This window comes from Ornithinimicrobium jinqii (assembly GCF_045032595.1).
Classification (GTDB): Bacteria; Actinomycetota; Actinomycetes; order Actinomycetales; family Dermatophilaceae; genus Ornithinicoccus.
Genome location: NZ_JBJFZS010000011.1, coordinates 138411 through 165075 on the forward strand (window position 1 = coordinate 138411; position 26665 = coordinate 165075).

The window sequence follows — 26665 nt, forward strand, 5'->3', positions numbered from 1 at the left end:
GAGCCGCTGAAGGACGGCATACCTGCCGCCGTTGCGGTGTTGACCCCACCGCCCCCCCACCCTCGGAGGAAACCATGCGCCCGACGACCGTCGTCGCCCTGTCCATGACCGCCCTCGTCACCCTCGCCGCCTGCGGCTCGGGCGACCCGCTCGACTCCGGCACCGACGACCCCGGCACCGGGACCGAGAGCGCCGACGAGACCGGCGCCGCCGCGGACGGGGGCGAGATCACCGTCGGCTCCGCGAACTTCCCGGAGAACGTCCTGCTGGCCGAGATCTACGCCGCCGCGCTGTCCGACGCCGGTCTCGACGTCTCGACGACGCTCAACATCGGCAGCCGCGAGACCTACGTCGCGGGGCTGGAGGACGGCTCGATCGACGTCCTGCCGGAGTACACCGGTGGCCTCGCGACCTACCTCAACCCCGAGATCACCGTCACCTCCTCCGAGGAGGTGCTCGCCGACGCGCAGGAGAACCTGCCCGAGGGCCTGCAGCTGCTCGAGATCAGCTCGGCGGAGGACAAGGACTCGCTGGTCGTCACCGGTGAGACCGCCGAGGAGCTCGGCCTGACCTCCATCCCCGACCTCGAGGAGCACGCCGCCGACCTGGTGCTCGGCGGACCGCCGGAGTTCGAGTCGCGGCCCAACGGTGTCGACGGGCTCGCGGAGGTCTACGGCCTGGAGTTCTCGCAGTTCCGCTCGCTGGCCGCCGGCTCCAACCTGACGGTCCAGGCGCTGGTCAACGGTCAGGTCGACGTGGCCAACATCTTCACGACCGACCCGGCCGTCGGCGAGAACGGCTTCGTCGTGCTCGAGGACCCGGAGTCGCTGTTCGCCGCGCAGAACATCGTGCCGCTCATCCGCACGGACGCCGTCAACGCGGCCGTCGAGGACGCGCTCAACGAGGTCTCCGCCGCTCTCACGACCGACAACCTGACCGACATGATGGTCCAGGTCGTCACCGAGGGCCAGAACCCGGCCGACGTTGCGCGGGAGTTCGTCGACGGGATGTGAGGCGCGGGGTCGGCGGGGCGCCTGTCGGGCCCACGGCCGACCCGTGATCACTGACTGAGGAGGACCTGGGCTGCCCTGACCGCCCAGGTCCTCCTCGGTGACCCGGACCTCCTCCGCGGTGGGGCTGCGGGTGGCCGTCCCGCCGTCCCGCCGTCACGCCGTCACGCCGTCACGCCGACCCGGAGCCGCGGGTCCTCGGTGACAGCGCAGCCGGGACCGCAGCCGTGCGGGCGACCGGTCCAGCCGCGGGCGATCTGGACGACTGCCACGTCGGCCGCCACCTCGCACGGGGTGGCGACGATCTCCGCCCAGCCGGCCCGGAGAGCGGTCTCGTTCTGCCCGGCGGCCTGACGGTCACGAGCGCGGTCCTGCTTCTGCCGCTCGCGGTGGTAGAGCTCCCCGTCGACCTCCATCCTGATCCGGCGTTCAGCGTCCCGGAAGTCCATCCGTCGCGTGCGGCCGCTCGCTCCGGCGTCGGGATCCTCGAGAGGTGCCTGCCTGTCCATAGAGGGAAGCCCGTGAGCCTCTTCGACATCACGCACGTACCGCACCTCGGCCGCGCTCTCGAGACCGTCCAGCGCCGCGGTGAGCACCTGGGTGAGCAGCTGCCTCTTGGGATGACGAGGGTGATGTCCCAGCTCCGCACGCAGCTCGTCGAGGGTCACCCTGCGCGTGGCGACGGCGCGGGTGATCAGCGCCAGCGTGTCGTCCAGGCACGTGCTGGGCAGCGCGACGACGTCGAGGACGGTCTGCGCTGCCGACGTCACCGGTATGCCGTACCGCAGCCCGGGTGCGAGTCTGCGTCGTCGCCGGACCCTCACCCCCGGCAGCGTGCCCGTTCGGCGTGTCGACTGCGGCTCGGCCAGCGTGATGATGGGTGGCTCGCGGTCGGTGAGGTTCCACAGCCTGAGCGCGCACTCGAGGCTGACCACCGCGCCCCGGCCCCTGGCCAGCGCCGCCGCCCGCACGCGCTCCCGCCAGGTGATGGTGCCGGAGTGGGTGAGGAAGACTCCGGGGAAGACGCGCTGCCAACGACCGGTCGCCACGTTGTGGCGGAGCGTGGCATAGGTGGTGCCCTGGGTCTTGGCCTGGCTGCGGGTGAGGACTGTCGGCATGCTCGACACGCTGCACGACAGAGCCTGTCGACGACGGTCGTTGTCCACAGGGCCGGTCCCCTGAGGTGTGCCTAGCCGTCGGGCGACCGAGGAGTCCCTGGGCTGCCCTGACCGCCCGGGTCCTCCTCAGTGACGTCCTCAGTGACGGACCTCCGCAAGGACGTGACGCCGGGGTGACAGTGTGACGCTGCGGGTGACGCCGCCGAGGACGGCCGCGGGTGACGCCTCGCAGCCGCGCGTGACCTCAGAGGTCCTCGGGGGTCGCCTCGTGGCCGGGGCGGCCGTGGGTGCGGCGCCGCTGCTTCATCTCGGCCTCGAAGACGTGCCTGCGGCCGCCGGCGACCTCGTCGCGCACGGCGCGGTCGAGCTCGCGCGCCGTCGTCCAGTAGGTGTCGTCGAAGTCCTCCACGACCTGGAACGTCCACCGCCCGGCGAGGACGTTCAGCCCGATGAGCTCCTCGCGGAGCCGCTCCGCCAGCTCCGCGTGGCCGCTCGCCGCGAGCTGGTCGGCGCCGTCTCCGAAGCCGAGATCCGCTGCGCCGATGAGCTGGTGGAAGGAGTAGAGGTGGCCCCGCGCGCGCTCGACCTTCTCCAGCGCCTCGCTGATCGCGCCGGCCGCCTCGATCTCGGCGTCGGTCGCACCGGGGGGCCGGGTGTGCTCGGCGTCGAGATCGCGGCCCGTGCGGTCGCTACCGGGGCCGTCCTGCGCCTGGGTGTTCTCCTGCGTCATACCTCACTCCTCGCCTCGCACCGCGCGCCCGTGGTCGGGCAGCATCCCGTGCTCCATGCCCCAGCGGACGGCCTCGGACCGCCGCACCACCCCCATCTTCTGGTAGGCGCTGCGGATGTAGGACTTCACCGTGTTGATCGACAGGTAGGCACGGCGGGCGATGTCGTCGTTCGTCAGGCCCTGCGTGATGAGGACCACCACCTCCGCCTCGCGCGGCGAGAGCCCCTCCTGCCGACCGGGGTAGTCGGTGGGGCCGGGTTCCGGTCCCGGCGCGCTCCCGCTGCCGGGGGTGATGACCTCCCCGGTCGCGACCCGCTCGAGGATGGACACGAGCTCCTCCGCGCTCACCGACTTGTCGACGTACCCCGCGCAGCCCTTGTCGATCGCCCGCCGGACGAGGGCAGGCTGCACGTTCCAGCTGTAGACCACGACCCGGCCCGCCAGCGGGTGGCCCAGCACGAGGTCGATGTCGTCGGCGTCGACCTGGGGCTGGGAGAAGGTGTCGTGCAGCGTGACGTCCACGGCGGTCGCGGGCCCGACCCCGAGGTCCATCTCCACGACGCGCACCCGGTCGGCGAACGGCTCGAGCATCCGCTCCAGCCCACGCACGACGACCTCGTAGTCGTTCCTCAGGGCGACCGTCACAGGAGGCATGCCTGACAGCGTAAACCCGACCGTCGCCGGCCTGGCTGCACCCGCTTCACCCCTGCGGGGGTTGTGGCTCCCAGGGACCCGGCCTATCGTCCGGAGAGAGGCCCATCACTGCGCGGTGGGCGTGCCGCAGGCACCCGCGCGCAGCGGAGAGGAGCGTGGTCCGTGCACGTCCTGGTGATCGGCCACACGCGTTTCCCCATCCGGCAGCCCTTCCCCGGCGGCCTGGAGGCGATGACCTGGCACCTGGCGCGCGGGCTGGTCGCGCGCGGACACCGCGTCACCGTCTTCGCCGCGGAGGGCAGCGACCAGCTCGTGGGCGCTGACTACCTCGTGCCCGACCGGCTCGAGCTCAGCCCGGCGGCGCGCAGCGACGTCTCGATGCCGGACCCGGGCTGGCTCGACCGCCACCATGCCTACCTCCACCTCATGATGGGCCTGACCGGCCGCGACGACGTCGACGTGGTCCACAACCACGCCCTGCACTACCTGCCGGTCGCGATGTCACCGGTCCTGCCGATGCCCTTCCTCACCACCCTCCACACGCCGCCGACGCCCTGGCTCGAGTCTGCGGTGACCGCCTCCCATGCCGCGACCGGCGGGCGCCGTCCGCACTTCGCGGCGGTGAGCCGCTGGACCGCGCAGGCCTGGAAGCCCCTCGTCCGCGCCCGGGTCGTGCCCAACGGCGTCGACACCGGGGTATGGCGTGCCGGTCCCGGTGGTGAGCGTCTCGTCTGGGCGGGCCGGATCGTGCCCGAGAAGGCCCCGCACCTGGCCGTGCAGATCGCGCGGCGGGCGGGCATGCCGCTCGTGCTGGCCGGTCCGGTCTCGGACGGCGACTACGCCCGCGACGTGCTGTGGCCGTTGCTGGGCTCGGGGGTGGAGTACGCCGGCCACCTCAGCGACCCCGAGCTCGCGCACCTCGTCGGCACGAGTGCCGCGGCCCTGGTGACGCCCGCGTGGGACGAGCCCTACGGCCTGGTCGCCGCCGAGGCGCTGGCCTGCGGCACGCCCGTGCTGGCGTTCGACCGTGGCGGGCTGTCGGAGGTCGTCCGGCCGGAGGTCGGGGTGCTCGTGGCCCCGGGCCCGGACGTCGTGGAGCGGTCGGCGGCCGCGCTGCCCGACGTGCTGAGCCGGCCGCGCGAGCGTGCCCGTGCCGTCGCGGTGGAGCATCACTCGGTGGAGCGGATGGTCGAGGGCTACCTGCAGCTCTACGCGCGGCTCCTCACCGACCCCGGCGCGGACCCGGCAGGCCCGCCGAGGCACCGACCGGTGCGTCGTCCTCGCCCCGGATCCGCGGTCCAGGTGCCGGTGTGATCGGCTACTACGTCCATCATCACGGCTCCGGGCACACCAGACGGGCGACCGCGGTCGCGAGGAGGTTGACCCGTCCGGTGGTCGGGCTCGGCTCCGGCGGCCGGCCCGAGGGGTGGCCGGGTGAGTGGGTGGACCTGGCGAGTGACGACGTGCCGCCGGTGCCAGACAGTGCTCTCGCCGACGTCACGGCCGGGGACACGCTGCACTGGGTGCCCCGCCACCACCCCGGCCTGCAGGCGCGCCACCGCCAGCTGGTCGACTGGATCGGCGACACGTCGCCGGACCTGATGGTGGTCGACGTCTCGGTCGAGGTCACGCTCCAGGCGCGGCTGTGCGGCATACCCGTGGTGGTGGCGGCCATGCCCGGCGAGCGCACCGACCGGTCGCACATCATCGCCTACGACCTGGCGGAGGCGCTGCTGGCGCCGTGGCCGGCCGGCGCCCACCCGGACGGCGGCTGGCCGTCGCACTGGTGGGACAAGGTCTGGCACGTCGGCGGCATCAGCGCGCTCGACCCGCCCCCGGTCGAGCCCTCTGCGAACCTCGATGACGCGCCGGCGTCGACGACCCCTGAGGCGCGCCGGGTCCTCGTGCTCTGGGGCGGCGGCGGCGACGACCTGCCGGCCGCGGCCCTCGAGGAGGCACGACGCGCGACCCCCGGCTGGACCTGGGAGGTGCGGGGCGGTGGCCACCCGACCTCCCCCGACCTCTGGGCCGACCTGCTGGCCGCCGACGTCGTCGTCTGCCACGCCGGCCAGGGGTCGGTCGCGGACGTCGCGCTCGCCCGCCGGCCGGCCGTGGTGCTGGCACAGCCCCGACCGTACGACGAGCAGGCGGCCACCGCCCGTGCCCTCGGACGGATGGGGCTCGCCGCGACGGGACTCGGCTGGCCGGCCGCCCACGAGTGGGTCGGTCTGCTGTCCCGGGCGCTCACCCTCGGAGGGGACGGCTGGGCCGTGTGGGGCGGCGACGGCGCCGCCCGGGCCGCCGACCTGCTCGAGCGGCTGGCCGAACGGGTCGGGCCCACCGGCCGGGAGCGACGATGAGCGTCGCCGTCGTCACCCTGACCCACGGGCGGCACGACCACCTGCGCCGGCAGGTCGCCGGGCTCCGTGCGTCGTCCCGTCCACCGGACGTCCACGTCGTCGCCGCCATGGACGACCCGGCGCTGCGCCAGGGACGTGTCGACGGTGTCGGCGGTCCCTGGCCCACCGAGGTCGTCGACGTGCCGGTGGACGAGCGGGGCCTGCCGCTGGCCGCGGCCCGCAACGCGGCGGCCGCCCGGGCTGCCGAGCTGGGGTCCGAGCTGCTCGTCTTCCTGGACGTCGACTGCATCCCCGGTCCGGACACGCTGCGCACCTACGCCCACCACGCGCTCGCCGCAGCCCCGCCCCCGCCCCCGCGCCCGGCGCTGTGGTGCGGCGACGTCGCCTACCTCCCGCCGTCACCGGAGGGCTACGACCTCGACCGGCTCGCCGAGCTGGGTGAGCACCGCCCGGACCGCGTTCGCCTGGCGCCGGGCGAGACGCGTGCGGAGCCTGACCTACGGCAGTTCTGGTCGCTGTCGTTCGCGCTGACCGCCGAGGACTTCGCGACGACGGGCGGGTTCTGCCCGGAGTTCGTCGGCTACGGCGGGGAGGACACCGACTTCGCGATGACCGTGGGGTCGCTGGGCGGCAGCCTGACCTGGGTGGGCGGCGCCACCGCCTACCACCAGCACCACCCACCGGCCTCGGTCGACCGGGGCCATGTGGCGGCCGTCGTCCGCAACGCGGGCGTCTTCGCCCGGCGGTGGGGGTGGTGGCCGATGGAGGGCTGGCTGGAGGACTACGCGCGGCGTGGGCTGGCGGCCCGGGGCCCCGACGGCGTCTGGGTGGCGACGCCATGACCCGGCCGCCGGTCCGCGTGCAGCACATCCCCGCGGGCCACGCCTACGCCGAGCACCTCCGACCGGCCGAGGAGACGCCATACCCCGAGGTGGTGCACCTGCCCGACCCGCCCGTGCCGGGCGCTCCGCCGGGGGTCTGGTGGCCCCACCCCGCGCTCGAAGCGGCGTGGGTCCGGGAGCACGCGGACGAGGTCGACGTCGTCCATCTCCACTTCGGCACCGAGGGGCACACGCTCGGACAGCTGCGGGCGTGGCTGGGTGCGCTCGAGGAGACGGGTATGCCGCTCGTCCTCACCGTGCACGACCTCGCGCACCCGCAGCTGAGCGACCAGACCCACTACGACGAGCAGCTCGACCTGCTCGTGCCGGCCGCCGATGCGCTCCTCACCCTCACGCGGGGTGCCGCCGACCTCGTCGAGCGCCGGTGGGGGCGGCGTCCGGCGGTGGTCGCCCACCCCCACGTCGTCCCCCTCGAGCTCGTGGGTGCGCCCCGACCGCCCCACGACGGACTCGTCGTGGGGCTGCACCTGAAGAGCCTCCGGCCGAACCTCGACCCGCTGCCGGTCCTCGGACCGCTGCGCGCGGCCGTCGACCGCGTCGCCGGGGCCGAGCTGGTCGTGCACGCGCACCCGGAGGTGATGGACCCCGTCTTCGCCCGGTACGACGCGGACGTGCACCGTGAGCTCGAGCGGCTGGCGGCCGACGGTCGGACGCGTGTCGTGCTCACGGAACGGATGGACGACGACCAGCTGTATGACTACCTGCGGGGGCTGGACGTCTCGGTGCTGGCCTATGCGTGGGGCACGCACTCGGGCTGGGTGGAGGCGTGCCGCGACGTCGGGACCTGGGCGCTGGCGCCGGACGTGGGTTTCGTGGCCGAGCAGGGCGGGGTGCTGACGTGGGGCCCGGTGGGAGAGGCGCCGACGGTGGAGACGCTGGTCGGGCTGCTGGCGACGGCACGCACGGCGCCGCCGGTCGTGACGGCCGACCAGCGCCGGGAGCAACGGGGACGTCTCGCGGCTGCGCACGCGGCCCTCTACCGCCGGCTGCTCGACGTCCGGGAGGACGCTCGGTGAGCGCCTCCGGCGACGTGGGTCAGAAGTAACTGGAGTGACTGGTGGGATGTGTGTGATCACCCGCACTGTGTTGTTGGTCTCTCCGTCATCACGATCCACTCACAAGGGTGGTCACGGACCACCCGGGGGGCATAGTCTCGGATCGGCGAACCAATCACGGTCTGGGGCTGGTTGTGAGCCGTGGAATGACGAGGAGCAACAGGAAATGCCACGTAGAGGGGGAGCGCGCCACAGGGGTAGCGGCATGCTCGGTCCGGGAGCTCGTGCCCGGGCCGCACTCCTGCTGTGCGGCGTGCTGATGGCCGGTGGCGCCCCCGCGTTCGCCGCGGACGCCACCGCACCCGATTCGGGGGGAGACGCGCCGGACACCTCCCCGGTTCCCCTCCCGGCCGTCCTACCCGCACCCGCCACCCGCTCCGGCTTCAGCCCCGACGGTGGGTTCGGCGGTGCGGCCACCTTCATCCCCGTCGCCATCGACCCTTCCGTCGTCCCCGACCCGCCGGTCAACGAGGGCCTGCCCGCCGAGGTCGACGCCAAGGGTCCGTTCGCGCAGCAGGTCTCCTGCGACCCGGTCGACCGCCCCGGTGTCACCGCCTTCGCGCTGCTGCTCAGTCAGCACTACGGCCGCCCGGCCTACTCCGGTGCCCGTCCGTGCATCGACTACGCCTCGTTCCACCACGACGGTCGGGCGCTCGACTGGGCGCTGGACGCCTGGGACCCCGTCGACCGGCAGATCGCCGACTCCACGATCACCTGGCTGACCGACAACGACGGCGAGATGGCCCACCGCTTCGGTCTGGAGTACCTCATCTGGAACGGCCTCATCTGGAGCGCCGACAGCCGCACCTGGAGCTTCTACACCGCCAACCCGCACACCGACCACATCCACTTCTCCTTCACCTGGGACGGTGCCCAGATGCGCACCTCCTGGTGGACGGGCGTCGCGGTCACCCAGCCGGACCTGGGCCCCTGCGACGTCACCCCCTGGCAGTACGCCGCCGTCCACCAGACGGTCCGGCTCGCACCGTGCGAGCCCGTCGTCGCGGAGGCGCCGGCGACCGGTCTCGGCCGGGTCCGCCCCGGCGAGTCCGGCAACGGGGTCTCGATGCTGCAGCAGGAGCTGGGCCTGCCGGTCAACGGCGTCCTCGACGACGTCACCCGACGTGCGCTCATGGAGTGGCAGCAGGAGAACGGACTGCCCGCGACCGGGGTCGCCGACGACTTCACGTATGCCGTGGCCCAGGGCTGGGAGCTCTCGCCCCTTCCCGCGGGTGCCCTGTCGATCGCCCCCGCCGACTGGCAGCGGACCGAGTTCACCCCCCACCGTCGCGACGTCCTGACCGAGGGTGACCAGGGCGAGGCGGTGAAGGTGCTGCAGGAGGCGCTCGGGGTCGAGACCGACGGCTCGTTCGGCCCGCTCACCGCCGCTGCGCTCGCGGAGTTCGAGGAGACGGTCCCGCTGCTCGCGGCCCAGGCGGCCCGCCGGGGCGACGACCCGGCCGTCGTCACCCCCCTGACCTGGGTCCCGCTCGAGCGTGTCGCCCACCCCACCATCGTCGTGCGCGAGGTCGCCCTGCACCGGGGCAGCCTGGACCGGACCGCCGACCCGGACGGCGCCCTCGTGGCAGCCGCGCTGACGGAGACCGACCTCGAGAACCCCTACGCCGGTGGTGCCGTGACCCTGCTGCAGGAGCTTCTCGGCGTCGAGGCGGACGGCTCGTTCGGCCCGATCACCGAGGCCGCCGTCATGGAGGTCCAGAAGGGCGCCGACCTCGAGCCCTCGGGGCTGGTCGACGGTCCCACCTGGGCGGCGGTCGAGGCCCACGCCCTCGAGGCCCTCGACCCCGAGGTCCCGGACCCCGCGGCGAGCGCCGAGGACGCCGAGGACGCGGACCCGGAGCAGACGGCCGCCGAGGAACGGGCGCGCGCCACCGCCGCCCGCCTGACGGAGGCGTCCGCGCTCATCGGCTCCAACTGACCGGCGGTCGCGACGCACCCGGCCGGTTCGCCTGAGACGTCATACCTTCTGGCACGCCATACCCGCTCGTGGGTGGTGCCCACTAGGGTGTGCGCATGGCGCGTCCCCACATCGCGGCCCGGTTCGAGGACTCGGTCCGACGCCGCATCGAGTCACGCCTGCGCAGGAAGGGCTGGCACGAGCGGGTCTTCGGCTACACCGGCTATGCCAACGCCGAGCACGCACGCGTCTTCGCGCGCGTCGTGCTCTCGCGCCACGAGCCCGAGGAACGTCGGACCGCGCTGACCCACGCGCACGACTCGCTCCTGGACATCGCCCAGCGCGGCTGGCGGGTCTTCCTCACCGCCCCCGCCGGAGGCGTGAGGGTGAGCGTCACGATCGGGAACGCGCAGGTCGAGGCGGTCAGCGACCGTGGCGGCTACGTCGACGCGCAGGTCCCCGGGCACGGGCTCGGGCCGGGCTGGCAGGAGGCCAGCATCACGTCGGCCAACGGCGACACCGTCACGGTCTCGGTGATGGTCGTCGACCCCGACGTGCAGGTCGGCCTGGTCAGCGACATCGACGACACGATCATGGTCACCCACCTGCCGCGTATCTTCATCGCCGGGTGGAACACCTTCGTGCGCTCGGAGCTGGTGCGCGAGAAGGTGCCCGGCATGGGCTCCCTCTACCGCGCGCTCGTCGCCGAGGAGCCGCGGATGCCGGTCTTCTACCTCTCGACCGGCGCCTGGAACACCGCGCCGGCGCTGACCCGCTTCCTGCGGCGGCACGACTACCCGCTCGGCCCGCTGCTCCTCACCGACTGGGGCCCGACCAACACCGGCTGGTTCCGCTCCGGGCAGGAGCACAAGGAGGAGGAGCTGCGCCGGCTGTGCGCCGACTTCCCGCGCCTGCGCTGGATCCTCGTCGGCGACGACGGCCAGCACGACCCGGTGATCTACGGCGAGTTCGCCAGCGAGCACCCCGCGGCCGTCGAGGCGATCTGCCTGCGCGAGCTGACCCCGGCCCAGCAGGTGCTCTCCAGCGGTCTGCCGGTGGCGACCGACGAGCTGCTCGGCAAGCGGCCCAACGTCCCGATGCTCAAGGCCAGCAACGGCTACGGACTGCACCAGCTGCTCGTGGCGGCGCGCGAGGGGCGGCGCGAGCGCGACGGGAGTCCGGACGGCGAGGCCCGACGTGCCTGAGCTGCCCGAGGTCCAGGCTCTCGTCGACTTCCTCGCCGAGCGGGCCGTGGGCCGCGTCGTCACCGACGTCGAGCTCGGCTCGATCGCGGTCCTGAAGACCTTCGACCCGCCGCCGGACGCGCTCGTCGGCAGCCCCGTCGACGCCGTCTCCCGGCACGGCAAGTTCGTCGACCTCGACGTGGACGGCACCCACCTGGTCTTCCACCTCGCCCGTGCGGGCTGGCTGCGCTGGTACGACGTGGTGCCGGAGACGCGCGTGCGACCGGGCAAGTCCCCGATCGCGCTGCGGGTGCGGCTCGACGACGACTCCGGCTTCGACCTCACCGAGGCCGGGACCAAGAAGGGCCTGGCGGCGTATGTCGTGCGTGACCCCACCGAGGTGAAGGGCGTCGCCAGCCTCGGCCCGGACCCGATGGCCGAGGACTTCGGCCCGGAGCAGTTCGCGGCGCTGCTCCAGGGGCGTCGGACCCAGGTCAAGGGCCTGCTGAGAGACCAGTCGGTGCTCGCCGGCGTCGGCAACGCCTACTCCGACGAGGTCCTGCACGCCGCGCGGCTCTCGCCGTTCGCGATCGCCGCGACGCTGACAGAGGAGGAGGTGCAGAAGCTCTACGAGGCGCTGCGCACGACCCTCACCGCAGCGGTGCTGGCGGCCGAGGGGCGGCCGGCCACCGAGCTCAAGGACGCCAAGCGGGCGGGCATGAACGTGCACGGCCGGACGGGCGAGCCGTGCCCGGTGTGCGGCGACACCGTCCACGAGGTGTCCTTCGCGGACAGCTCGCTGCAGTACTGCCCCACCTGCCAGACGGGCGGCAAGGAGCTGGCCGACCGCAGGATGTCCCGGCTGCTGCGCTGAGCGCGGTGACCCGGCAGCCGCGCGCGCTGGAGGGCCCGGTGCGAGGATGGGCGCATGAGCCTGATCCCGACCGTCCCCGTCACCGACCTGCCCGACGACGCCCTCGTCGTGGACGTCCGCGAGGCCGACGAGTTCGCCGCCGGCCACGCCCCCGGCGCCATCCACCTGGCGATGGGGGACGTGCCCGCCCGCCTCGACGAGCTGCCCAGCACCGAGGAGTCGCTGCCGATCATCTGCCGCAGCGGCGGCCGCTCCGGCCGGACGGTCCAGTGGCTCGTGCAGCAGGGCTTCGACGTCGTCAACGTCGAGGGCGGCATGCAGTCGTGGCAGCGTCAGGGGAAGGCGATGACCTCGGAGAACGGTCGGGAGCCCACCGTCCTCTGACCGGCGGCTCCTCGTCAGGCAGGCGGGGTGAAGACCCGGGCCTGCCAGCCGAAGACCCTGGCCGCGTCGACGTTCGTCGGCCGGTCGTCGGTGAAGTGCACCTCCGCGCGACCCACGGCGCGCCCGAGGCGACGTTCGATCTCGGCGTGCGCGACGGCATACGCCGCGGGTGCGGGTTTGGCGAAGCCCAGGTCGCAGGCGTTGAGGAGCAGCGGGACGAGGTGCCCCAGGCCGATGTGCTCCAGCTCCTCAGGGACCCGGTCGGTGCCGTTGGTGAAGACGAAGACCGGGGTGCCGGCCGCCACCAGCTCGTCGACGAGGTCCGTGCTGTGGGGAAGCGGCGTGCCGCGGTCGGCGAGCCAGGCCGCGAGGGTGCGGTCGACGGCGTCCTCGGGGTGGGTGTCGGTGAGCAGCCGGGTCCGCAGCGCGCTCATCCACTCGGCGTGCCGGGAGCGGCCGGTGAGCATCGCCCGCGCCTCCGGGAGCCCGAACGCGAGCTCGAGGAGGTCGCGCATCTCCATCCCCAGCTCGCCCGCGGCGCGACCCACGTGACCCTCGGTGTCGAAGGTGCGGAGCACCCCGTCGAGGTCGAGGACCGCCACCCCCGCGCGCCGCAGGAAGGAGGCGACGCGCCACGGCACGGCGGCGACGACGCGGGCGACGAGCACGTCGCGCAGGCGGATCTGGACCGGCCCCCGGCGGGTGTGCAGCGTGACCGCCTCGGCGGTGCGCTCCGTCAGGTGCCCCACGGCATCGCTGGCGCCACCGTCGGGGAGGCGGTGACGGACGGTCACCCGCTGGCCGAGCGGCACCTCGCTCAGGGCCTCTGCACGCATCTGGGCCACTCTAGCCGTCGGCCTAGAGCAGCGCAGAGAAGGTGATTCGACGGCCGGTGGGGTGTCGATCGGCGTCTCTGCGTGTCTCTCGCGAAAGTCCTAGAGAACGGCATACAGTCCGATCGTGGATCCGATCAAGAACCCCTACGCCCCCGGGGCGGGCCAGCGCCCGCCCGAGCTCGCCGGCCGCGACGAGCAGCTCGAACGCTTCCAGGTCGTGCTCGAGCGGATCCGGCGGGGGCGGCCGGAGCGCTCGATGATCCTCACCGGGCTGCGCGGCGTCGGCAAGACCGTGCTGCTCAACGCGCTGCGCAGCACCGCGGTGCGCGCGAGGTGGGGGACGGGGAAGTACGAGGCGCGACCCGAGCAGGGCATGCGCCGCCCGATGGCTGCGGCGCTGCACGTCGCCGTCCGCGAGCTGGGCCACCCTCGCGGGGAGGAGGTCGACCACGTGCTCGGCGTGATCAAGGCCTTCGCGCAGAAGGACCAGCCCGGCGCCAAGCTGCGCGACCGGTGGAACCCGGGCATCGACGTGCCCGCGATGAGCGGGCGGGCCGACTCCGGTGACATCGAGATCGACCTCGTGGAGCTGTTCACCGACGTGGGCGGACTCGCGGCGGACGTCGGCAAGGGCGTGGGCATCTTCATCGACGAGATGCAGGACCTCGGGCCCGAGGACGTGTCCGCGATCTGCGCCGCGTGCCACGAGCTGAGCCAGTCGGCGCTGCCGGTCATCGTCGTCGGCGCCGGGCTGCCGCACCTGCCGGCCGTGCTCTCGGCGAGCAAGTCCTACTCCGAGCGGCTGTTCCGCTACAACCGCATCGACCGGCTCTCCCGCGAGGAGGCCGCGCGGGCGCTGCAGAACCCCGCGGCCGACGAGGGCGCCGCGTGGGCGGGGGAGGCGCTCGAGGCGATGTATGCCGCGACCGGCGGCTACCCCTATTTCATCCAGGCCTACGGCAAGGAGGTCTGGGACCTCGCGCCCGCCTCGCCGATCACCGCGGAGGACGTGCGGGTCGCCGCGCCCGAGGCGGAGGCCGAGCTCGCCGTCGGCTTCTTCGGGTCGCGCTACGAGCGGGCGACGCCGGGGGAGCGGGAGTACCTGCGCGCGATGGCCGACCTCGCGGCCCAGCAGGCCGAGGCCGGCCGGGACGTCGACGAGGTGGGGTCGGTCGCCACCGCCGACATCGCCACCCACCTCGGACGCAAGCCGCAGTCGCTCTCGCCGGCGCGGGACGCGCTGCTCAAGAAGGGGCTGATCTACTCGGGCGAACGGGGTCGGATCGCGTTCACGGTGCCGCACTTCGGGAGGTACCTGCTCGGACAGGCGTGAGCGGCATCGGATGCGCCGGGTGGTGGGCCAGGGCCACCGGATGTGACAGGTCTCACGATGTGCTCGCATCATCGCAGATCACGGGAAGATCACGGAGTGATCACGTGGTGGTTATGAGAGTTTTATGTGAATGGGGTCGGGAAACTCCCAGGAAAGCCCGTCACGGTGAGTCGTCGTCGTGGTTCCGGCTGCGGCGACGTTTCCCTGATCCCGTCCCGTGAGGTTCATCCATGAAGCACCGTGCCATCAGCTCGCGCCGCATCACCGCGCTGAGCGCCGCCACCGGCCTCGTCGCGCTGGCCGCCGTCACCACCGGGGCCGGCGCCGCCCAGGCCGCCAGCGGTTCCACCTGGGACGCCGTCGCCCAGTGCGAGTCCGGCGGCAACTGGAGCATCAACACCGGCAACGGCTACTACGGCGGTCTGCAGTTCTCGCAGTCCACCTGGGAGGGCTTCGGCGGCGGGCAGTACGCCTCCCGCGCCGACCTGGCCAGCCGTGACCAGCAGATCGCGGTCGCCGAGAAGACCCTCGCCGTCCAGGGCCCCGGCGCCTGGCCGACCTGCTCCGTCGTCGGTGGCCTGACCGCCGGTGGCGCCAGCTACGCCGCGCCGCAGGAGACCCAGACCGAGCAGCCCGCGGCCGAGCAGGCCCCGGCCCAGCAGGCCGCCCCCCAGCAGTCGCAGGCCCCGGTCGAGCAGGCCCCGGTCGAGCAGGCCCCGGTCGAGCAGGCCCCGGTCGAGCAGGCCCCGGCCCAGCAGGCCCCGGCCCAGCAGGCCCCGGTCGCCGCCGACCTGGACGAGCACGTCATCGAGCGTGGCGAGACCACCGGCTCCATCGCGCAGGACTACGGCACCACTGTCGGCGACCTCGTCGCGATCAACGACCTCGTCGACGGCGGCGTCCTGATCTTCACCGGTGACGTGATGCTCGTCCCCGCCGACGGCACCGCCTCGGGCACCGTGACCGTCGAGCGCGGCGACACCCTCGCCGAGCTCGCCCGCGAGCACGGCGTCTCGGTCAGCACCCTCGTGTCCGTCAACGACCTGGCGGACGCCAACCTCATCATCGAGGGCCAGACGCTCCACCTGGGCTGACGCCCTTCGAACGACCGGACGCGCGGTGCGGTGCACGACTGCCGCACCGCGCGTCCGGTCGTTCGTGCGTGTCGTTCGTGCGAGTCAGCGGTTGCGGAGCTCGACGATGTGGCCCACGACCCGGGGCACCCAGCCGGTCTCGCGGCGCATCCAGCGGACGGCGACGAGGTTCGACGGCACCACGACGAAGTCGCCCGCCGACACCGCGAGGTCCGTGCCGAAGACGTCCGTGACGACCGACCACGCCAGGTCCGTCGTGCGGACCAGGTGCTCGCCGATGCCGATCGCGTAGCGCTGCACGATCCCGTCGTGGTCGTCGCCGTGCCGCTGCTGCCAGTCGACGAGGGCGCGGTCGAGGCCTGCGGCGATCGAGCCCAGGTCGCCGACGTCGACGCCCTCGGACTCGAGGACGGCGAGTGCCTCGGCGATCCGTGCGCGCTCCTCGTCACCGATGCGCCGCGACTCCGGCGTCAGGGGCAGGTCGCGCACCGGAGCATCACCCGGGTCGGGCAGTGCCCGCACCCTCCCCTCGGGCTCGCCGGAGCGGGGGGAGGCGGCGTTCTTCAGCCGGTCGAAGAGACCCATCCACCCACCCTACGGCCCGCGCGCCGTGCCACGTCCGGTCCCGCTCCGCCGCGACCCGTCCGGTCGGTCAGCGCGCGCGGTCGCGGAGACGCCACCGGATGCGCTGGACGACCCTGAAGACCCAGGCGGTGGCGACCTCGCGACCGGTGACGACATACTCCACGGCGCTGTCGTGGAAGAGCGTCGCGCGCATGACCTGAAGGTCCTCCTCGCGTCCGAGGAAGAGCAGGCTGTCGTTCTCCCGGAGCGTCATCTCGAGCGGTGGGGTGAAGTTGCGCCGGCCGTTGCGCACGAGCACGGCGGGGTAGGCGGCGAGCCGGACCTCACGGTCGTCAGGGTCGCGCAGCAGGTCGCCGATCGTCAGCTCGTGGTCGCTCATCCAGCGCAGCGCGGCGGGCGCGTTGCTGTAGTCGACGTCGAGGCGGGTGCTGACGGGCGTCTCGTCCCCGACGATGGCGACGATCTCGTCCATGACCCGGGCGTCCCAGTCGTCGTCCTCGTGCAGCACGTGGTCGATGAAGCTCCAGTAGTTGGGCGAGGTGATCCGGGCCACCGCCTCGCGCGCCAGCAGCTCGGTCGGCACGAACACCGAGTCGGCGTCGAAGGCGCGCAGCGGGGCCTCGTTGACGGCGGAGTTCTGCCGGACCGCGATGAAGAGCTCGTCGTTCTCGATCCGGGCGTGCGCCGCCATGGCCATGTTGACGATGTCGGACTCGGCTCCCGCGATGAAGCCCACCGCGTCCGAGACGTCCGGGCGCCCGTCGCGCGGGTCGACGAGCAGGACGTCGAGGCCGGCGCTCTCCAGGTCGCGGGTGACCTCGAACCCGAACGTGCCGTCGGCGCAGACCACCCAGTGGCCGTCGGAGAGGTGCTCCAGCTTGTGCGGCAGCTCGGTCCCGCGCGGGCTCATCAACCAGGACGCCAGCCGGAAGCCGGCCGGCCGGCGCAGCGCCATCACCAGGTAGGCGCCGTAGCGGTCGAACGGGTTGATGACCACGTCGGCGGCGAAGTCGTGCATCTGCTGCGCGTGCTCGCGGTCGCTCGAGCGGGCGATGACCATGAGCTCGGGCCGCAGCAGGTTGACGCTCATGACGACGGAGAGGTTGGTCTCGTCGTTGTCGGTCAGCGCGAGCACCGCCTCGCAGTTGTCGTGCGCCAGCCCCGCCATGCCCAGGATCCGCGGGTCCCGCCCGCTGGCCGCCAGCCCGGCGATGTCGGTGGAGTAGCCGTCCAGGGCCAGCCGCTGGACGCGCTCCGGGTCGCTGTCGAGCACGACGAACTGCCGGCCCTGGTCGTCCAGCGCCCGGCACACGGCCTCGCCGGCCTGGCCGTAGCCGACGACGAGCACGTACGGCACGTTGATCCCGCGCACCTTGCGCCCGAAGCGCTGCAGGGCGATGGCCTGCCGGAAGGTGTGCTCCTGGGCGAGCGCCAGCAGCGAGGCCAGGCTGTAGGACCACGCGATCACGCTGGCGTAGATCGTCAGCGTCACCCAGATCCGCTGCGGGTAGGAGAACGGGTGCGGCACCTCGCCGAAACCGATCGTCAGGCCGGTGTAGCTGATGACGTAGAAGGAGTCGAAGACCGACAGGCGCTCGGGGTTGGCCTCCGAACCCGGCATCACCGACAGCCCGAAGGTCATCAGCGCGAAGACCGACACCACCACGACGAGCGGCATCCGCATCCGTCGCAGGACGAGGAACAGCGCGTCGGTCGCGGGCGGCTCCGCGGGCACCTCGACGCGCACCCGCCGCAGGCTGTCCGGGCGGTTGCGGGCAGGCTTGCCCCGCTGCAGCAGCTGGAGCAGGTTGACCATGGGGGTGGACCGGCCGCTGCCGGGTCAGCGGCGCCGGTAGGACACGGTCTCGATGACCAGCAGGATCACCGAGACGATGTTGGCGAGGAGGGCGCCGGCGGCGATCGAGACCACGCTGGCCATGTGCTCGCCGGTGAGGCCGGCCGGGTCGACGTGCGAGCCCCAGATCCACACGAGCGCCGCGATGATCAGCTGGATGCTGGCGACGAGGCTGGTGGCCAGGTGGACGGCACCGATCTGCGTGCGGTCGCCGAACTTCAGGATGGTGGCGATGATGTTGACGGCCACCGCGGCGTACAGCTCGTAGACGTTGTGGAGTCGCGGGTTGTCGATCTCTCCGATGACGTAGCCGAAGTTCAGCGTCGCCGCCAGCAGGACGAAGAAGCCGAAGACGACCTTCTCTAGGTTCACACGCCGACCATAACGCGGCGGGACCGTCGGTGCGGGTACCTACCATCGGGGGGTGGACCTCACCCTCGCCGCGCGGACCGCGCGCTCGCTGATGGACCTCCACGGCCTGACCGGCTGGGAGTTCGCCTTCGACCGCGCCAAGGTGCGCGCCGGGGCGACCCACTTCGGCACCCGGCGGATCACCCTGAGCCGGCACCTGACTGCTGCCCACGACGAGCCCGAGGTGCGCGAGACGGTGCTCCACGAGATCGCGCACGCGCTCGTCGGTCCGCGCCACGGGCACGACGAGGTATGGCGTGCCCGTGCGGTGGGCATCGGCGCCAGCGGTGCCCGCTGCTACACCGCAGACCAACCGGCGGTGGCCGGTCGCTGGCAGGGCCGGTGCGCGGCCGGGCACGTGGTGCACCGGCACCGTCGGCCCGAGCGGCTCCTGCTGTGCGCCCGCTGCCGCGGCGTCACCGATGTGGAGCGGGTCCTGGACTGGTGGCTCGACGGTCGCCCCGTCGGGCACGAGCAGCTCGGGCCCGTCGTCGCCGGGACGCTGGCGCAGCTGCAGGGCGCGCCGCCGACGGACAGGTCGGCCCTGCTGCGCCCGGGGGCCCTCCTGCGGGTCGGCGGGGGCGGCCGGCACGGCGGCACGACGGGTCGTGTGGTCCGCCGGGGGCGCACCCGCTACCTCGTGGAGGTCCCCGGTGGGCGGCTCTACGTGCCGTTCGCGCTGGCCCACCCGCTGAGCACGGCGTCGTCGGACAGGGCGCGACGAAGCGTGACCAAAGTGTGACACGTGGGGCTGACGCGGCGACTGGTTGTTGAGTAGGGTCGAGTCTGACGTGCTGGTCTGAGCGAACACGGGCCCACCCCGGCGGCCCCTGTCCACGGCACCGACGAGGAAGGAGCCAATGGTGGCGAGTTCACGCGTGCGACGCGGCGCAGTGACCACGATGACGGTGGCGCTGGCGGTGACCCTGACCGGATGTCTGCAGAACCCCGACCCCTCGGGTGGCGTAGGAGGCTTCGGCGCCGACGCCGAGCCCGAGGAGGGTGACGGGGTCGTGACGATCCTGGGCGCCTTCGGTGGTGGCGAGGAGGAGCTCTTCGTCGAGTCCCTCGCCGAGTTCGAGGAGTCCTCCGGGATCGACGTCCAGTACGTCTCCGACCAGGACTTCACGACGACGATCCTGCTGCGCGTCAATTCCGGCGACGCGCCCGACGTCGGGCTCTTCCCGCAGCCGGGTGGCGTCCTGCAGCTGGCTGCGGAGGGCTCGATCGTCCCCCTGGACCAGTACCTCAACTACGACAGCCTGAACGCCAGCCTCGTCCCGGGCTTCCTCGACTCAGCGCGCTACCAGGGCCGCGTCTACGCCGCCCCGATGCGGATGGCGGTCAAGTCGATCGTGTGGTACCCGAAGGAGGCCTACGAGGCGGGCGGCTGGAGCACCGAGCCGGCCAACCTCGCCGAGCTCGACGAGATCGCGCAGCAGATCCAGGACGACACCGACGTGTCCCCCTGGTGCATCGGCTGGGAGTCGGCACAGGCGACCGGCTGGGTCGGCACCGACTGGATCGAGGAGTACATGCTCCGCCTGCACGGCCCGGACGTCTACGACGACTGGATCTACGGCCGGATGCCGTTCGACGACCCGCGCGTGGTCGAGGCCTTCAACGCCTACGGCGAGCTGGCCAACAAGGAGGGCAACGTGCTGGGCGGGGTCGACGGGATCCTGTCGACGCCGTTCGCCGAGGCCATGACCCCGGCCTTCCAGGCCGAGCCGGACTGCTTCCTCATGCGTCAGGGCAACTTCGCCACCAGCTTCTTCCCCGCCGACGTGCAGGAGAACCTCGACGAGGAGATCGGCATCTTCGTCTTCCCGCCCGCTGAGGACGGCTTCGAGGGACAGCCCATCCTGGGGGGTGGCGACCTGGCGGCAGCCTTCTCCTACGACGCGGACACCATCGCGCTGATGGACTTCCTGACCTCCCCGGACTTCGGTGGCCCGTGGGCGCAGGGCGGTGGGTGGCTCAGCCCGCACCGTACCTTCGACGCCAGCCTCTACCCCGACGAGATCACCCGACAGGTCGCCGAGATGGCCAGCACCGCCGACGTCTTCCGCTACGACGGCTCGGACGTCATGCCCAAGGAGGTCGGGTCCGACTCCTTCTGGAAGGGCATGGTCGAGTTCCAGCGCGGTGACAAGACGGCTGAGCAGGTGACGGAGGAGATCTGGAACAGTTGGCCGGAGGACATGAAGAACGACGCCGCGTCTGAGACCAACTGACATGACGTACTCACACGCCACTCCACCCGCTGGGCCCGACCTCCCGCAGGAGGACCCCCGCGTCGAGCACTCGAGCCCCGTCGCGGAGGTGCCCAGCGACCAGGGGCTGCAACCGGTCAAGCTCCTCATCGGCGTGGCCGGCATCGCAGTCACGATGTGGGCCCTGTTCAACCTGTTCCTGGCCTTCGCCTTCTATCCCCAGTGGTTCTTCGACTCCAAGCTCCTCATGGGAGCCCTGGGGCTGGTCGCCGGCGTCGGCGGTGCCGCCATCCTCTTCTGGTTCATCAACGTCGCGGTCGAGGCGTTGCCCCGCAGGCTGGAGCACGGGCTCATCCCCTACGCCTTCCTGCTGCCGGGCTTCTCGCTCATCGCCCTGATGCTGTTCTACCCGGTGATCCAGACCATCCACTACAGCTTCGCCAACCGGGACAGCACCGCCTACGTCGGCCTGCAGAACTACCGCGACCTCTTCGCCAGCAGCGCCTTCTGGTCGGCCGCCCTCAACAACCTGCTGTGGATCGCGATCGTGCCGGCCATCACGGTGGCCCTCGGCATCCTCGTGGCGGTGCTCGCCGACAAGCTGTCGGCCACGAGCGAGAAGATGGCCAAGAGCTTCATCTTCCTGCCGATGGCGATCAGCTTCGTCGCGGCCTCGGCGATCTGGCTCACCTCGGTCTACGCCTACCAGGCCCCCGGCCGCCCCCAGACCGGCGCTCTCAACGCGATCGTCCAGCAGTTCGGCGGCACGCCGCAGAGCTGGCTCTCGATCGACGACGGCCGGCTCAACAGCCTGCTGCTCATGGTCATCCTGATCTGGCTGCAGACCGGCTTCGCCATGGTGCTGCTGTCCTCGGCGATCAAGGGCGTGCCGGAGGACACCATCGAGGCCGCCCGGATCGACGGTGCCACCGAGCTGCAGATCTTCTGGCAGGTGGTCATCCCGCAGATCAAGCCCACGATCATCACGGTGTTCATCACCGTGCTGATCCTCGTGCTCAAGGTCTTCGACATCGTCTACGTCCTCACCAACGGGCGCGACAACACCGACGTCATCGCCAACCAGTTCTTCAACCAGCTGTTCGCCCGCGGCGAGGCCGGCCTGGCCAGCGCGCTCGTGGTCCTGCTGCTGCTGGCCGTCGTCCCGATCCTGATCTACCAGGTCAGGCAGTTCCGTGAGCAGGAGGCCATGCGATGAACGCTGGACGACTCAAGGACGGGCGTCAGCGCAGTCCCTTCTCGATGGTGGTCATGCTGCTGCTGGCCATCCTGTGGAGCCTGCCGACCGTCGGCCTGCTGGTCACCAGCCTGCGGACCCGCGACGCCGCCGCCACCTCCGGGTGGTGGGAGGCGCTGTGGAAGGGCGGCTGGACGACCGACAACTACGGCCGGGTGTTCGAGCAGGCCGACATGGGCAACGCCTTCATCAACGGGATCGCGGTGTCCATCCCGGCGACGATCATCCCGATCATGTTCGCCGCCTTCGCCGCCTACGCGTTCACGTTCATGGACTTCCGGGGCAAGGACGCCCTCTTCATCATGATCGTGGCGGTCCTGGTGGTCCCGATCCAGGTGGCGTTCGCGCCGCTGCTCGACATCCTGGGGCCCCGTGGTCTGGGCATCTCGGGCCAGTACCTGGCGGTGTGGCTGCTGCACACGGGCTTCGGCATGCCGTTGGCCATCTACATGCTGCGCAACTACATGGCCACGCTGCCCTTCAGCGTCGTCGAGTCCGCGCGCATCGACGGCTGCTCCAACTTCCAGATCTTCTGGAAGCTCATCGCCCCGATGGCCATGCCCGCCATGGCCGCGTTCGCCACCCTGCAGTTCCTGTGGGTGTGGAACGACCTGCTCATCGCCAAGCTGTTCCTGAGCAACGACAACACCACGGTGATCGTCAAGCTCCAGCAGCTGCTCGGGACGCAGGGTCAGGGTGCTGAGCTGCTCACCGCCGGAGCCTTCATCTCGATGGTGCTGCCGATGATCGTGTTCTTCGTGCTCCAGAACTTCCTGGTGCGCGGCATGACGTCGGGTGCGGTCAAGGGGTGACGCCGGCCGGCCTCACCGGGTCGACCCGCGACGAGATCGCACGCCTGCTGGCGGGCCTCCCTGCCCACCGGCGGACGACGTTCGAGCTGCGGGTCGACCGGTGGTGGGACGACCTCGTCGAGGGCCTGGCGCCCTACCCCGAGCCCACCGCGGTGGCCGAGCGGGTGCTCCTGCTCGCCGCGGCCGCCTACCGCGACCGCGACGACGACCTGCACCTGCTGGACGAGCGCAGGATGCTGGAGCCGGACTGGTTCCAGCGCCCGGAGATGGTGGGCTACGCCGCCTACGCCGAGCGGTTCGCGCCCGAGGGCACCGGGCTGCCCGGCGTCGGCGAGCGGGTCGAGCACCTGCGCCAGCTGGGGGTGGGCTACCTGCACCTGATGCCGCTGCTCCAGCCGCGACCCGCGCCCAACGACGGTGGCTACGCGGTGGCCGACTACCGGCAGGTGCGCGCGGACCTCGGCACGATGGAGGACCTGCGGGCCCTCGCCTCCCGGCTGCGCGCCGAGGGCATCAGCCTGTGCCTGGACCTCGTGCTCAACCACGTCGCGCGCGAGCACGCGTGGGCGGCCGCGGCCCGGGCCGGCGACGAGCGCTACCGGCGCTACTTCCACGTCTACCCCGACCGCACCGTCCCCGACGCCTACGAGCGGACGCTTCCCGAGGTCTTCCCGGACTTCGCGCCGGGCAGCTTCACCCGGGACGACGAGCTCGACGGGTGGGTCTGGACGACCTTCAACACCTACCAGTGGGACCTGGCCTGGGACAACCCCGACGTCTTCTGCGAGCTGGCCGACGTCATCCTGTTCCTGGCCAACCAGGGCGTCGAGGTGCTGCGGCTGGACGCCATCGCCTTCCTGTGGAAGCGGATGGGCACCCCCTGCCAGAACGAGCCGGAGGTGCACCAGCTCACCCAGGCCCTGCGCGCGGTCGCCCGGATGACGGCGCCCGCACTGATCTTCAAGGCCGAGGCGATCGTCGGGCCCAACGAGGTCGTCCACTACCTCGGGCAGGGCCGCCACCACGGCAAGGTCTCCGACCTCGCCTACCACAACAGCCTCATGGTGCAGGTCTGGTCGATGCTGGCCAGCCGCGACTCCCGCCTGGCGACGCACGCGCTCGGGCGGTTCCCGGCGGTGCCGACGACCACGGCCTGGATCACCTACCTGCGCTGCCACGACGACATCGGCTGGGCGATCGACGACGACGACGCCCGCGCGGTCATGCTCGACGGCTGGGGCCACCGTGGCTTCCTGTCCCGCTGGTACTCCGGCGAGTTCGAGGGATCGACCGCCGAAGGTCTGGTCTTCCAGCACAACCCGGCGACCGGCGACATGCGGATCTCGGGCAGCGCGGCGAGCCTCGCCGGCCTGGGCACGGCCCTGCGCCGCACCGACGAGGGCGCCGTGCCGGCGGTCGACGAGGCGGTGGCACGCCTGCTGCTCGGGTACACCGTCGTCTTCGGCTGGGGCGGGATCCCGGTCGTCTGGTCCGGCGACGAGGTGGCCGCGCTCAACGACGAGTCCTGGGCCGCCACGCCTGAGCACGCCGCGGACAACCGGTGGGCGCACCGTCCTCGCCTGGACGACGAGCTGGTCGCGGCCGCCCGACGGGACCCGGAGTCGGCGGTGGGGCGGGTGTATGCCGGGATGCGTCACCTCGCGCTGACGCGCGCGTCGCTGCCGCACCTGCACGCGAGCGTGCAGGCCGCGGTCGTCGCCAGCCCCGACCCCGGCATCTTCGCGGTCGTGCGCAGGCACCCCGTGGGCCCGATGCTCATGCTCTACAACATCACCGAGACCGGCCGCGAGGTCCCCGGCTGGTGGATCCGCGAGCAGGGCCTCAACCCGGCGCAGGTGATCGACGCCCTCAACGGCTACCCGCCCCACCTCGCGGCCGACGGCTCCCTCTACCTCTCGACGTACCAGCCGGTGTGGCTCGTCCGACCCTGACCCGCTGGCTAGGCTGTCCGCCATGAGACTCGCCGACCTCGCCGACGCCCTCGGGGTGCCGTTCGCCGACCGGACCGGGCACGAGGGCGACACGGTCGTCACCGGGGTCAGCCACCAGGCCGACTGGATCCGTCCCGGTCAGGCGTTCGTCGCGGTCCGCGGGGCCCGCTTCGACGGGCACTCCTTCATCAACGAGGCCGTCGAGGCCGGCGCCGTCGTCGTGATCGGCGAGGGCCTGCCGGAGCACACCGCCTCTCCCGTCCCCTACCTCCGGGTCGCCAGCGCGCGGGAGGCGCTCGCGGACGCCGCCACCGCGGTCGAGGGGCGGCCCAGCGACCAGCTCACCGTCCTCGGCGTCACCGGCACCGACGGCAAGACGACGACCTCCTGCATCGCGCTCCACCTGCTGCGCGAGACGGGCGCGCAGACGGGGCTCCTGTCGACCATCGGCTACGAGCTGCCCGACCGGGTGCTGCGCCAGCCGCCGTCGCACTTCACCACCCCCGAGGCCCCCCAGGTCCAGCACATCCTCGCCGAGATGGTCCGGCACGGGGCCACCGCCGCCGTCGTCGAGTCCTCCAGCCACGCCCTGGCGATGGACCGGGTCCGCGGCGTCTCCTACGACGTCGCGGTCTGGACCAACCTCACCGGCGAGCACCTCGACTTCCACGGGACGATGGAGCAGTACTTCGCCGACAAGGCCAAGCTCGTCCAGCGCGCCCGCCACAGCGTCCTCAACGCCGACGACCTGCCCTGGGTCGAGCAGCTGGTCCCCCTCGCCACCGCGGGCGGGCGCACGTGCACGACATACTCCGCCGAGGGTGGGGACGCCGACTGGCGCGCGACCGACGTGCTCGAGGGACCCCAGGAGATCACGGTCACCGTCCACGCGCCCGGGGGCCGGGCCGAGGCCCGCCTGCCGATGATCGGCCGCTTCAACGTGGCCAACGCCCTCGCGGCCATGGCCGGCGTGGCCGCGACGGGCGTGCCCCTGGCCGACCTCGTCGCCGCGCTCGCGACGTTCCCCGGGGTGGCGGGGCGGATGGAGATGCTCGAGCGCGAGCCTGGCGACCCGCGGGTGATCGTCGACTTCGCGCACACCCCGCCGAGCCTGGACAAGGCGCTGGCGACGGTGCGGGTCACGACCGAGGGTCGTCTGTGGGTCGTCCTCGGCTCGGCCGGCGGACCGCGCGACCCCTCCAAGCGGGCACCCCTCGGCGAGGTCGCGACGCGGCAGGCGGACCACGCCGTCTTCACGGAGGAGGACCATCGCAGCACCCCCCTGCGCGACATCCTCGCGGAGATGGAGCGCGGTGCCCGCGAGGCGGGGCGCGACAACTTCGTCTCGATCGGGGACCGCACCGAGGCCATCAGGTATGCCGTGCGCGAGGCGGGCGCGGAGGACACCGTCCTGCTCGCCGGCAAGGGGCCGGAGGAGACGCTGGAGCGGGACACCGAGACGGTGCCGTGGGTGGAGATCGGGGAGGCGCGCACGGCGCTGAGGCTCCGGCACGACGAGCACGCCGACGCGTAGGAGGCGCAGGGCAGGCGCCCAGCCCTACCAGCCGAGGGTGCCCGGCCCACCCTTGAACGGCCCGGTCACGCGGGAGGTGATCCAGCCGCCGTAGAAGCCGCCCTCCTGGGGCAGCACCCGCTCGCCGTCGACGAAGCACCCGTCGTCGGGGCCGGTCGCCCGGTCGATGGCCCCGGGGGTCAGGGCGATGTGACCGCGCAGGGCCCGGAAGCCGATGGCCGGGTCGTCGTAGCTCCAGCCGACCCGCACGAACCTGGTCCCCTCCACCACGAGGTCCCAGTAGGTCGCCACGCCCTTGTACTCGCAGACGGTGCGACGGCCGGCCGCCGGCTGGACCACGCACGAGGCGAACGAGCCGGCCGGGAGGTAGTAGGTCGGCGGGTGCGAGGTCTCCAGGACGCGAAGGGCCTGGTCGGTGCGGGCCACCTCGACGCCGCCGAGCACGATCCGTACGTCCTCGCCACCGGCGGCATCCACCGCCGGTGGTCTGGGGTAGTCCCAGACCGACTCGCTGGTCGTGGGACCGGGGTGCGGTGCTCGGCTCATCGGCACCACGGGAGGAAGTCGGCAGCAGCGGGCATGAGATGATCATG

The 26665-nt window shown here is 72.4% G+C and carries 25 protein-coding genes; 17 read left to right on the top strand and 8 right to left on the bottom strand.

All coding sequences use genetic code 11. The annotated features are described in order from the left end of the window. Window positions 1-74 precede the first annotated feature (74 nt). Complete coding sequence (locus tag ACI3ET_RS05065) at window positions 75-1013, top strand: ABC transporter substrate-binding protein (protein WP_405031877.1); 939 nt, start codon at window positions 75-77, stop codon at window positions 1011-1013. A 161-nt stretch (window positions 1014-1174) separates the two neighbouring features. Here the strand turns inward: ACI3ET_RS05065 and ACI3ET_RS05070 are convergent, their stop codons facing one another. From ACI3ET_RS05070 to ACI3ET_RS05080, 3 genes are all read right to left on the bottom strand, one after another. Beyond that, window positions 1175-2128, bottom strand: coding sequence for a hypothetical protein (locus tag ACI3ET_RS05070; protein ID WP_405031878.1), 954 nt, complete (start codon window positions 2126-2128; stop codon window positions 1175-1177). Window positions 2129-2372: 244 nt separating this feature from the next. Beyond that, window positions 2373-2858, bottom strand: a complete 486-nt coding sequence (locus tag ACI3ET_RS05075) for a hypothetical protein (protein ID WP_405031879.1) — start codon at window positions 2856-2858, stop codon at window positions 2373-2375. A 3-nt stretch (window positions 2859-2861) separates the two neighbouring features. After that, window positions 2862-3512 carry a response regulator transcription factor gene (locus ACI3ET_RS05080; RefSeq protein WP_405031880.1) on the bottom strand — a complete coding sequence of 217 codons (651 nt, stop codon included), beginning with the start codon at window positions 3510-3512 and terminating at the stop codon, window positions 2862-2864. A gap of 162 nt (window positions 3513-3674) precedes the next feature. On the opposite strand from ACI3ET_RS05080, the gene ACI3ET_RS05085 reads away from it, so the two are divergent. The 8 genes from ACI3ET_RS05085 (at window position 3675) to ACI3ET_RS05120 (ending at window position 12189) form a co-directional block, all read left to right on the top strand. After that, window positions 3675-4826, top strand: coding sequence for a glycosyltransferase (locus tag ACI3ET_RS05085; protein ID WP_405031881.1), 1152 nt, complete (start codon window positions 3675-3677; stop codon window positions 4824-4826). Further along, a complete protein-coding gene (locus tag ACI3ET_RS05090) occupies window positions 4823-5872 on the top strand; it encodes a glycosyltransferase (protein WP_405031882.1) in 1050 nt (349 codons plus the stop codon). The genes ACI3ET_RS05085 and ACI3ET_RS05090 overlap by 4 nt, the downstream gene beginning before the upstream one ends. Beyond that, window positions 5869-6714 (top strand): glycosyltransferase family 2 protein, encoded by an 846-nt coding sequence (locus ACI3ET_RS05095; RefSeq protein ID WP_405031883.1) that lies wholly within the window; start codon window positions 5869-5871, stop codon window positions 6712-6714. Before ACI3ET_RS05090 ends, ACI3ET_RS05095 begins: the two co-directional genes overlap by 4 nt. Next, entirely contained in the window at window positions 6711-7790 is a 1080-nt protein-coding gene (locus tag ACI3ET_RS05100) for a glycosyltransferase (protein ID WP_405031884.1), read from the top strand. The genes ACI3ET_RS05095 and ACI3ET_RS05100 overlap by 4 nt, the downstream gene beginning before the upstream one ends. A 244-nt stretch (window positions 7791-8034) precedes the next feature. Further along, a complete protein-coding gene (locus ACI3ET_RS05105) occupies window positions 8035-9768 on the top strand; it encodes a peptidoglycan-binding protein (protein ID WP_405031885.1) in 1734 nt (577 codons plus the stop codon). Between the two features lie 95 nt (window positions 9769-9863). Continuing rightward, window positions 9864-10952, top strand: coding sequence for an App1 family protein (locus ACI3ET_RS05110; protein WP_405031886.1), 1089 nt, complete (start codon window positions 9864-9866; stop codon window positions 10950-10952). Then, window positions 10945-11805, top strand: coding sequence for an Fpg/Nei family DNA glycosylase (locus ACI3ET_RS05115; protein ID WP_405031887.1), 861 nt, complete (start codon window positions 10945-10947; stop codon window positions 11803-11805). Before ACI3ET_RS05110 ends, ACI3ET_RS05115 begins: the two co-directional genes overlap by 8 nt. A gap of 54 nt (window positions 11806-11859) precedes the next feature. After that, window positions 11860-12189, top strand: coding sequence for a rhodanese-like domain-containing protein (locus tag ACI3ET_RS05120; RefSeq protein WP_405031888.1), 330 nt, complete (start codon window positions 11860-11862; stop codon window positions 12187-12189). A gap of 14 nt (window positions 12190-12203) precedes the next feature. On the opposite strand, the gene ACI3ET_RS05125 is transcribed toward ACI3ET_RS05120, so the two are convergent. Next, window positions 12204-13025: an HAD family hydrolase gene (locus ACI3ET_RS05125; protein WP_405031889.1), complete on the bottom strand. Its 822-nt coding sequence runs from the start codon at window positions 13023-13025 to the stop codon at window positions 12204-12206. Window positions 13026-13149: 124 nt separating this feature from the next. Between ACI3ET_RS05125 and ACI3ET_RS05130 the strand changes: the two genes are divergently transcribed. Next, a complete protein-coding gene (locus ACI3ET_RS05130; protein WP_405031890.1) occupies window positions 13150-14358 on the top strand; it encodes an AAA family ATPase in 1209 nt (402 codons plus the stop codon). Between the two features lie 230 nt (window positions 14359-14588). Further along, the gene (locus tag ACI3ET_RS05135) at window positions 14589-15452 is read left to right on the top strand and encodes a transglycosylase family protein (RefSeq protein WP_405031892.1); all 864 of its coding nucleotides are present in this window, start codon (window positions 14589-14591) and stop codon (window positions 15450-15452) included. Window positions 15453-15536: 84 nt separating this feature from the next. Here ACI3ET_RS05135 and ACI3ET_RS05140 read toward each other — a convergent pair whose 3' ends face one another. The 3 genes from ACI3ET_RS05140 to ACI3ET_RS05150 form a co-directional block, all read right to left on the bottom strand. Then, the gene (locus ACI3ET_RS05140) at window positions 15537-16037 is read right to left on the bottom strand and encodes a hypothetical protein (RefSeq protein WP_405031893.1); all 501 of its coding nucleotides are present in this window, start codon (window positions 16035-16037) and stop codon (window positions 15537-15539) included. A 67-nt stretch (window positions 16038-16104) separates the two neighbouring features. Then, window positions 16105-17853 carry an NAD-binding protein gene (locus ACI3ET_RS05145; protein WP_405031894.1) on the bottom strand — a complete coding sequence of 583 codons (1749 nt, stop codon included), beginning with the start codon at window positions 17851-17853 and terminating at the stop codon, window positions 16105-16107. Window positions 17854-17877: 24 nt separating this feature from the next. Further along, the gene (locus ACI3ET_RS05150) at window positions 17878-18264 is read right to left on the bottom strand and encodes a DUF6394 family protein (protein WP_405031895.1); all 387 of its coding nucleotides are present in this window, start codon (window positions 18262-18264) and stop codon (window positions 17878-17880) included. Between the two features lie 52 nt (window positions 18265-18316). On the opposite strand from ACI3ET_RS05150, the gene ACI3ET_RS05155 reads away from it, so the two are divergent. The 6 genes from ACI3ET_RS05155 (at window position 18317) to ACI3ET_RS05180 (ending at window position 26072) form a co-directional block, all read left to right on the top strand. Next, window positions 18317-19045 carry a SprT-like domain-containing protein gene (locus ACI3ET_RS05155; protein WP_405031896.1) on the top strand — a complete coding sequence of 243 codons (729 nt, stop codon included), beginning with the start codon at window positions 18317-18319 and terminating at the stop codon, window positions 19043-19045. Window positions 19046-19163: 118 nt separating this feature from the next. After that, window positions 19164-20540, top strand: a complete 1377-nt coding sequence (locus ACI3ET_RS05160) for an ABC transporter substrate-binding protein (protein WP_405031897.1) — start codon at window positions 19164-19166, stop codon at window positions 20538-20540. Between the two features lies 1 nt (window position 20541). Beyond that, complete coding sequence (locus ACI3ET_RS05165) at window positions 20542-21735, top strand: carbohydrate ABC transporter permease (protein WP_405031898.1); 1194 nt, start codon at window positions 20542-20544, stop codon at window positions 21733-21735. Then, a complete protein-coding gene (locus tag ACI3ET_RS05170) occupies window positions 21732-22586 on the top strand; it encodes a carbohydrate ABC transporter permease (protein WP_405031899.1) in 855 nt (284 codons plus the stop codon). Before ACI3ET_RS05165 ends, ACI3ET_RS05170 begins: the two co-directional genes overlap by 4 nt. Then, window positions 22583-24538: an alpha-amylase family protein gene (locus ACI3ET_RS05175; protein WP_405031900.1), complete on the top strand. Its 1956-nt coding sequence runs from the start codon at window positions 22583-22585 to the stop codon at window positions 24536-24538. The genes ACI3ET_RS05170 and ACI3ET_RS05175 overlap by 4 nt, the downstream gene beginning before the upstream one ends. Before the next feature lie 22 nt (window positions 24539-24560). Next, window positions 24561-26072 carry a UDP-N-acetylmuramoyl-L-alanyl-D-glutamate--2,6-diaminopimelate ligase gene (locus ACI3ET_RS05180; RefSeq protein ID WP_405031901.1) on the top strand — a complete coding sequence of 504 codons (1512 nt, stop codon included), beginning with the start codon at window positions 24561-24563 and terminating at the stop codon, window positions 26070-26072. A gap of 24 nt (window positions 26073-26096) precedes the next feature. On the opposite strand, the gene ACI3ET_RS05185 is transcribed toward ACI3ET_RS05180, so the two are convergent. After that, the gene (locus ACI3ET_RS05185) at window positions 26097-26618 is read right to left on the bottom strand and encodes a DUF427 domain-containing protein (RefSeq protein ID WP_405031902.1); all 522 of its coding nucleotides are present in this window, start codon (window positions 26616-26618) and stop codon (window positions 26097-26099) included. Between the last annotated feature and the right edge of the window lie 47 nt (window positions 26619-26665).

What these genes read in the sequence shown, in the direction of transcription:
- ACI3ET_RS05065 (WP_405031877.1), top strand. Translation starts at nt 75, where the DNA reads ATGCGCCCGACGACCGTCGTCGCCCTGTCCATGACCGCCCTCGTCACC.
- ACI3ET_RS05070 (WP_405031878.1), bottom strand. Translation starts at nt 2,128, where the DNA reads ATGCCGACAGTCCTCACCCGCAGCCAGGCCAAGACCCAGGGCACCACC.
- ACI3ET_RS05075 (WP_405031879.1), bottom strand. Translation starts at nt 2,858, where the DNA reads ATGACGCAGGAGAACACCCAGGCGCAGGACGGCCCCGGTAGCGACCGC.
- ACI3ET_RS05080 (WP_405031880.1), bottom strand. Translation starts at nt 3,512, where the DNA reads ATGCCTCCTGTGACGGTCGCCCTGAGGAACGACTACGAGGTCGTCGTG.
- ACI3ET_RS05095 (WP_405031883.1), top strand. Translation starts at nt 5,869, where the DNA reads ATGAGCGTCGCCGTCGTCACCCTGACCCACGGGCGGCACGACCACCTG.
- ACI3ET_RS05100 (WP_405031884.1), top strand. Translation starts at nt 6,711, where the DNA reads ATGACCCGGCCGCCGGTCCGCGTGCAGCACATCCCCGCGGGCCACGCC.
- ACI3ET_RS05105 (WP_405031885.1), top strand. Translation starts at nt 8,035, where the DNA reads ATGCTCGGTCCGGGAGCTCGTGCCCGGGCCGCACTCCTGCTGTGCGGC.
- ACI3ET_RS05110 (WP_405031886.1), top strand. Translation starts at nt 9,864, where the DNA reads ATGGCGCGTCCCCACATCGCGGCCCGGTTCGAGGACTCGGTCCGACGC.
- ACI3ET_RS05120 (WP_405031888.1), top strand. Translation starts at nt 11,860, where the DNA reads ATGAGCCTGATCCCGACCGTCCCCGTCACCGACCTGCCCGACGACGCC.
- ACI3ET_RS05125 (WP_405031889.1), bottom strand. Translation starts at nt 13,025, where the DNA reads ATGCGTGCAGAGGCCCTGAGCGAGGTGCCGCTCGGCCAGCGGGTGACC.
- ACI3ET_RS05135 (WP_405031892.1), top strand. Translation starts at nt 14,589, where the DNA reads ATGAAGCACCGTGCCATCAGCTCGCGCCGCATCACCGCGCTGAGCGCC.
- ACI3ET_RS05140 (WP_405031893.1), bottom strand. Translation starts at nt 16,037, where the DNA reads ATGGGTCTCTTCGACCGGCTGAAGAACGCCGCCTCCCCCCGCTCCGGC.
- ACI3ET_RS05145 (WP_405031894.1), bottom strand. Translation starts at nt 17,853, where the DNA reads ATGGTCAACCTGCTCCAGCTGCTGCAGCGGGGCAAGCCTGCCCGCAAC.
- ACI3ET_RS05160 (WP_405031897.1), top strand. Translation starts at nt 19,164, where the DNA reads ATGGTGGCGAGTTCACGCGTGCGACGCGGCGCAGTGACCACGATGACG.
- ACI3ET_RS05165 (WP_405031898.1), top strand. Translation starts at nt 20,542, where the DNA reads ATGACGTACTCACACGCCACTCCACCCGCTGGGCCCGACCTCCCGCAG.
- ACI3ET_RS05170 (WP_405031899.1), top strand. Translation starts at nt 21,732, where the DNA reads ATGAACGCTGGACGACTCAAGGACGGGCGTCAGCGCAGTCCCTTCTCG.
- ACI3ET_RS05180 (WP_405031901.1), top strand. Translation starts at nt 24,561, where the DNA reads ATGAGACTCGCCGACCTCGCCGACGCCCTCGGGGTGCCGTTCGCCGAC.
- ACI3ET_RS05185 (WP_405031902.1), bottom strand. Translation starts at nt 26,618, where the DNA reads ATGAGCCGAGCACCGCACCCCGGTCCCACGACCAGCGAGTCGGTCTGG.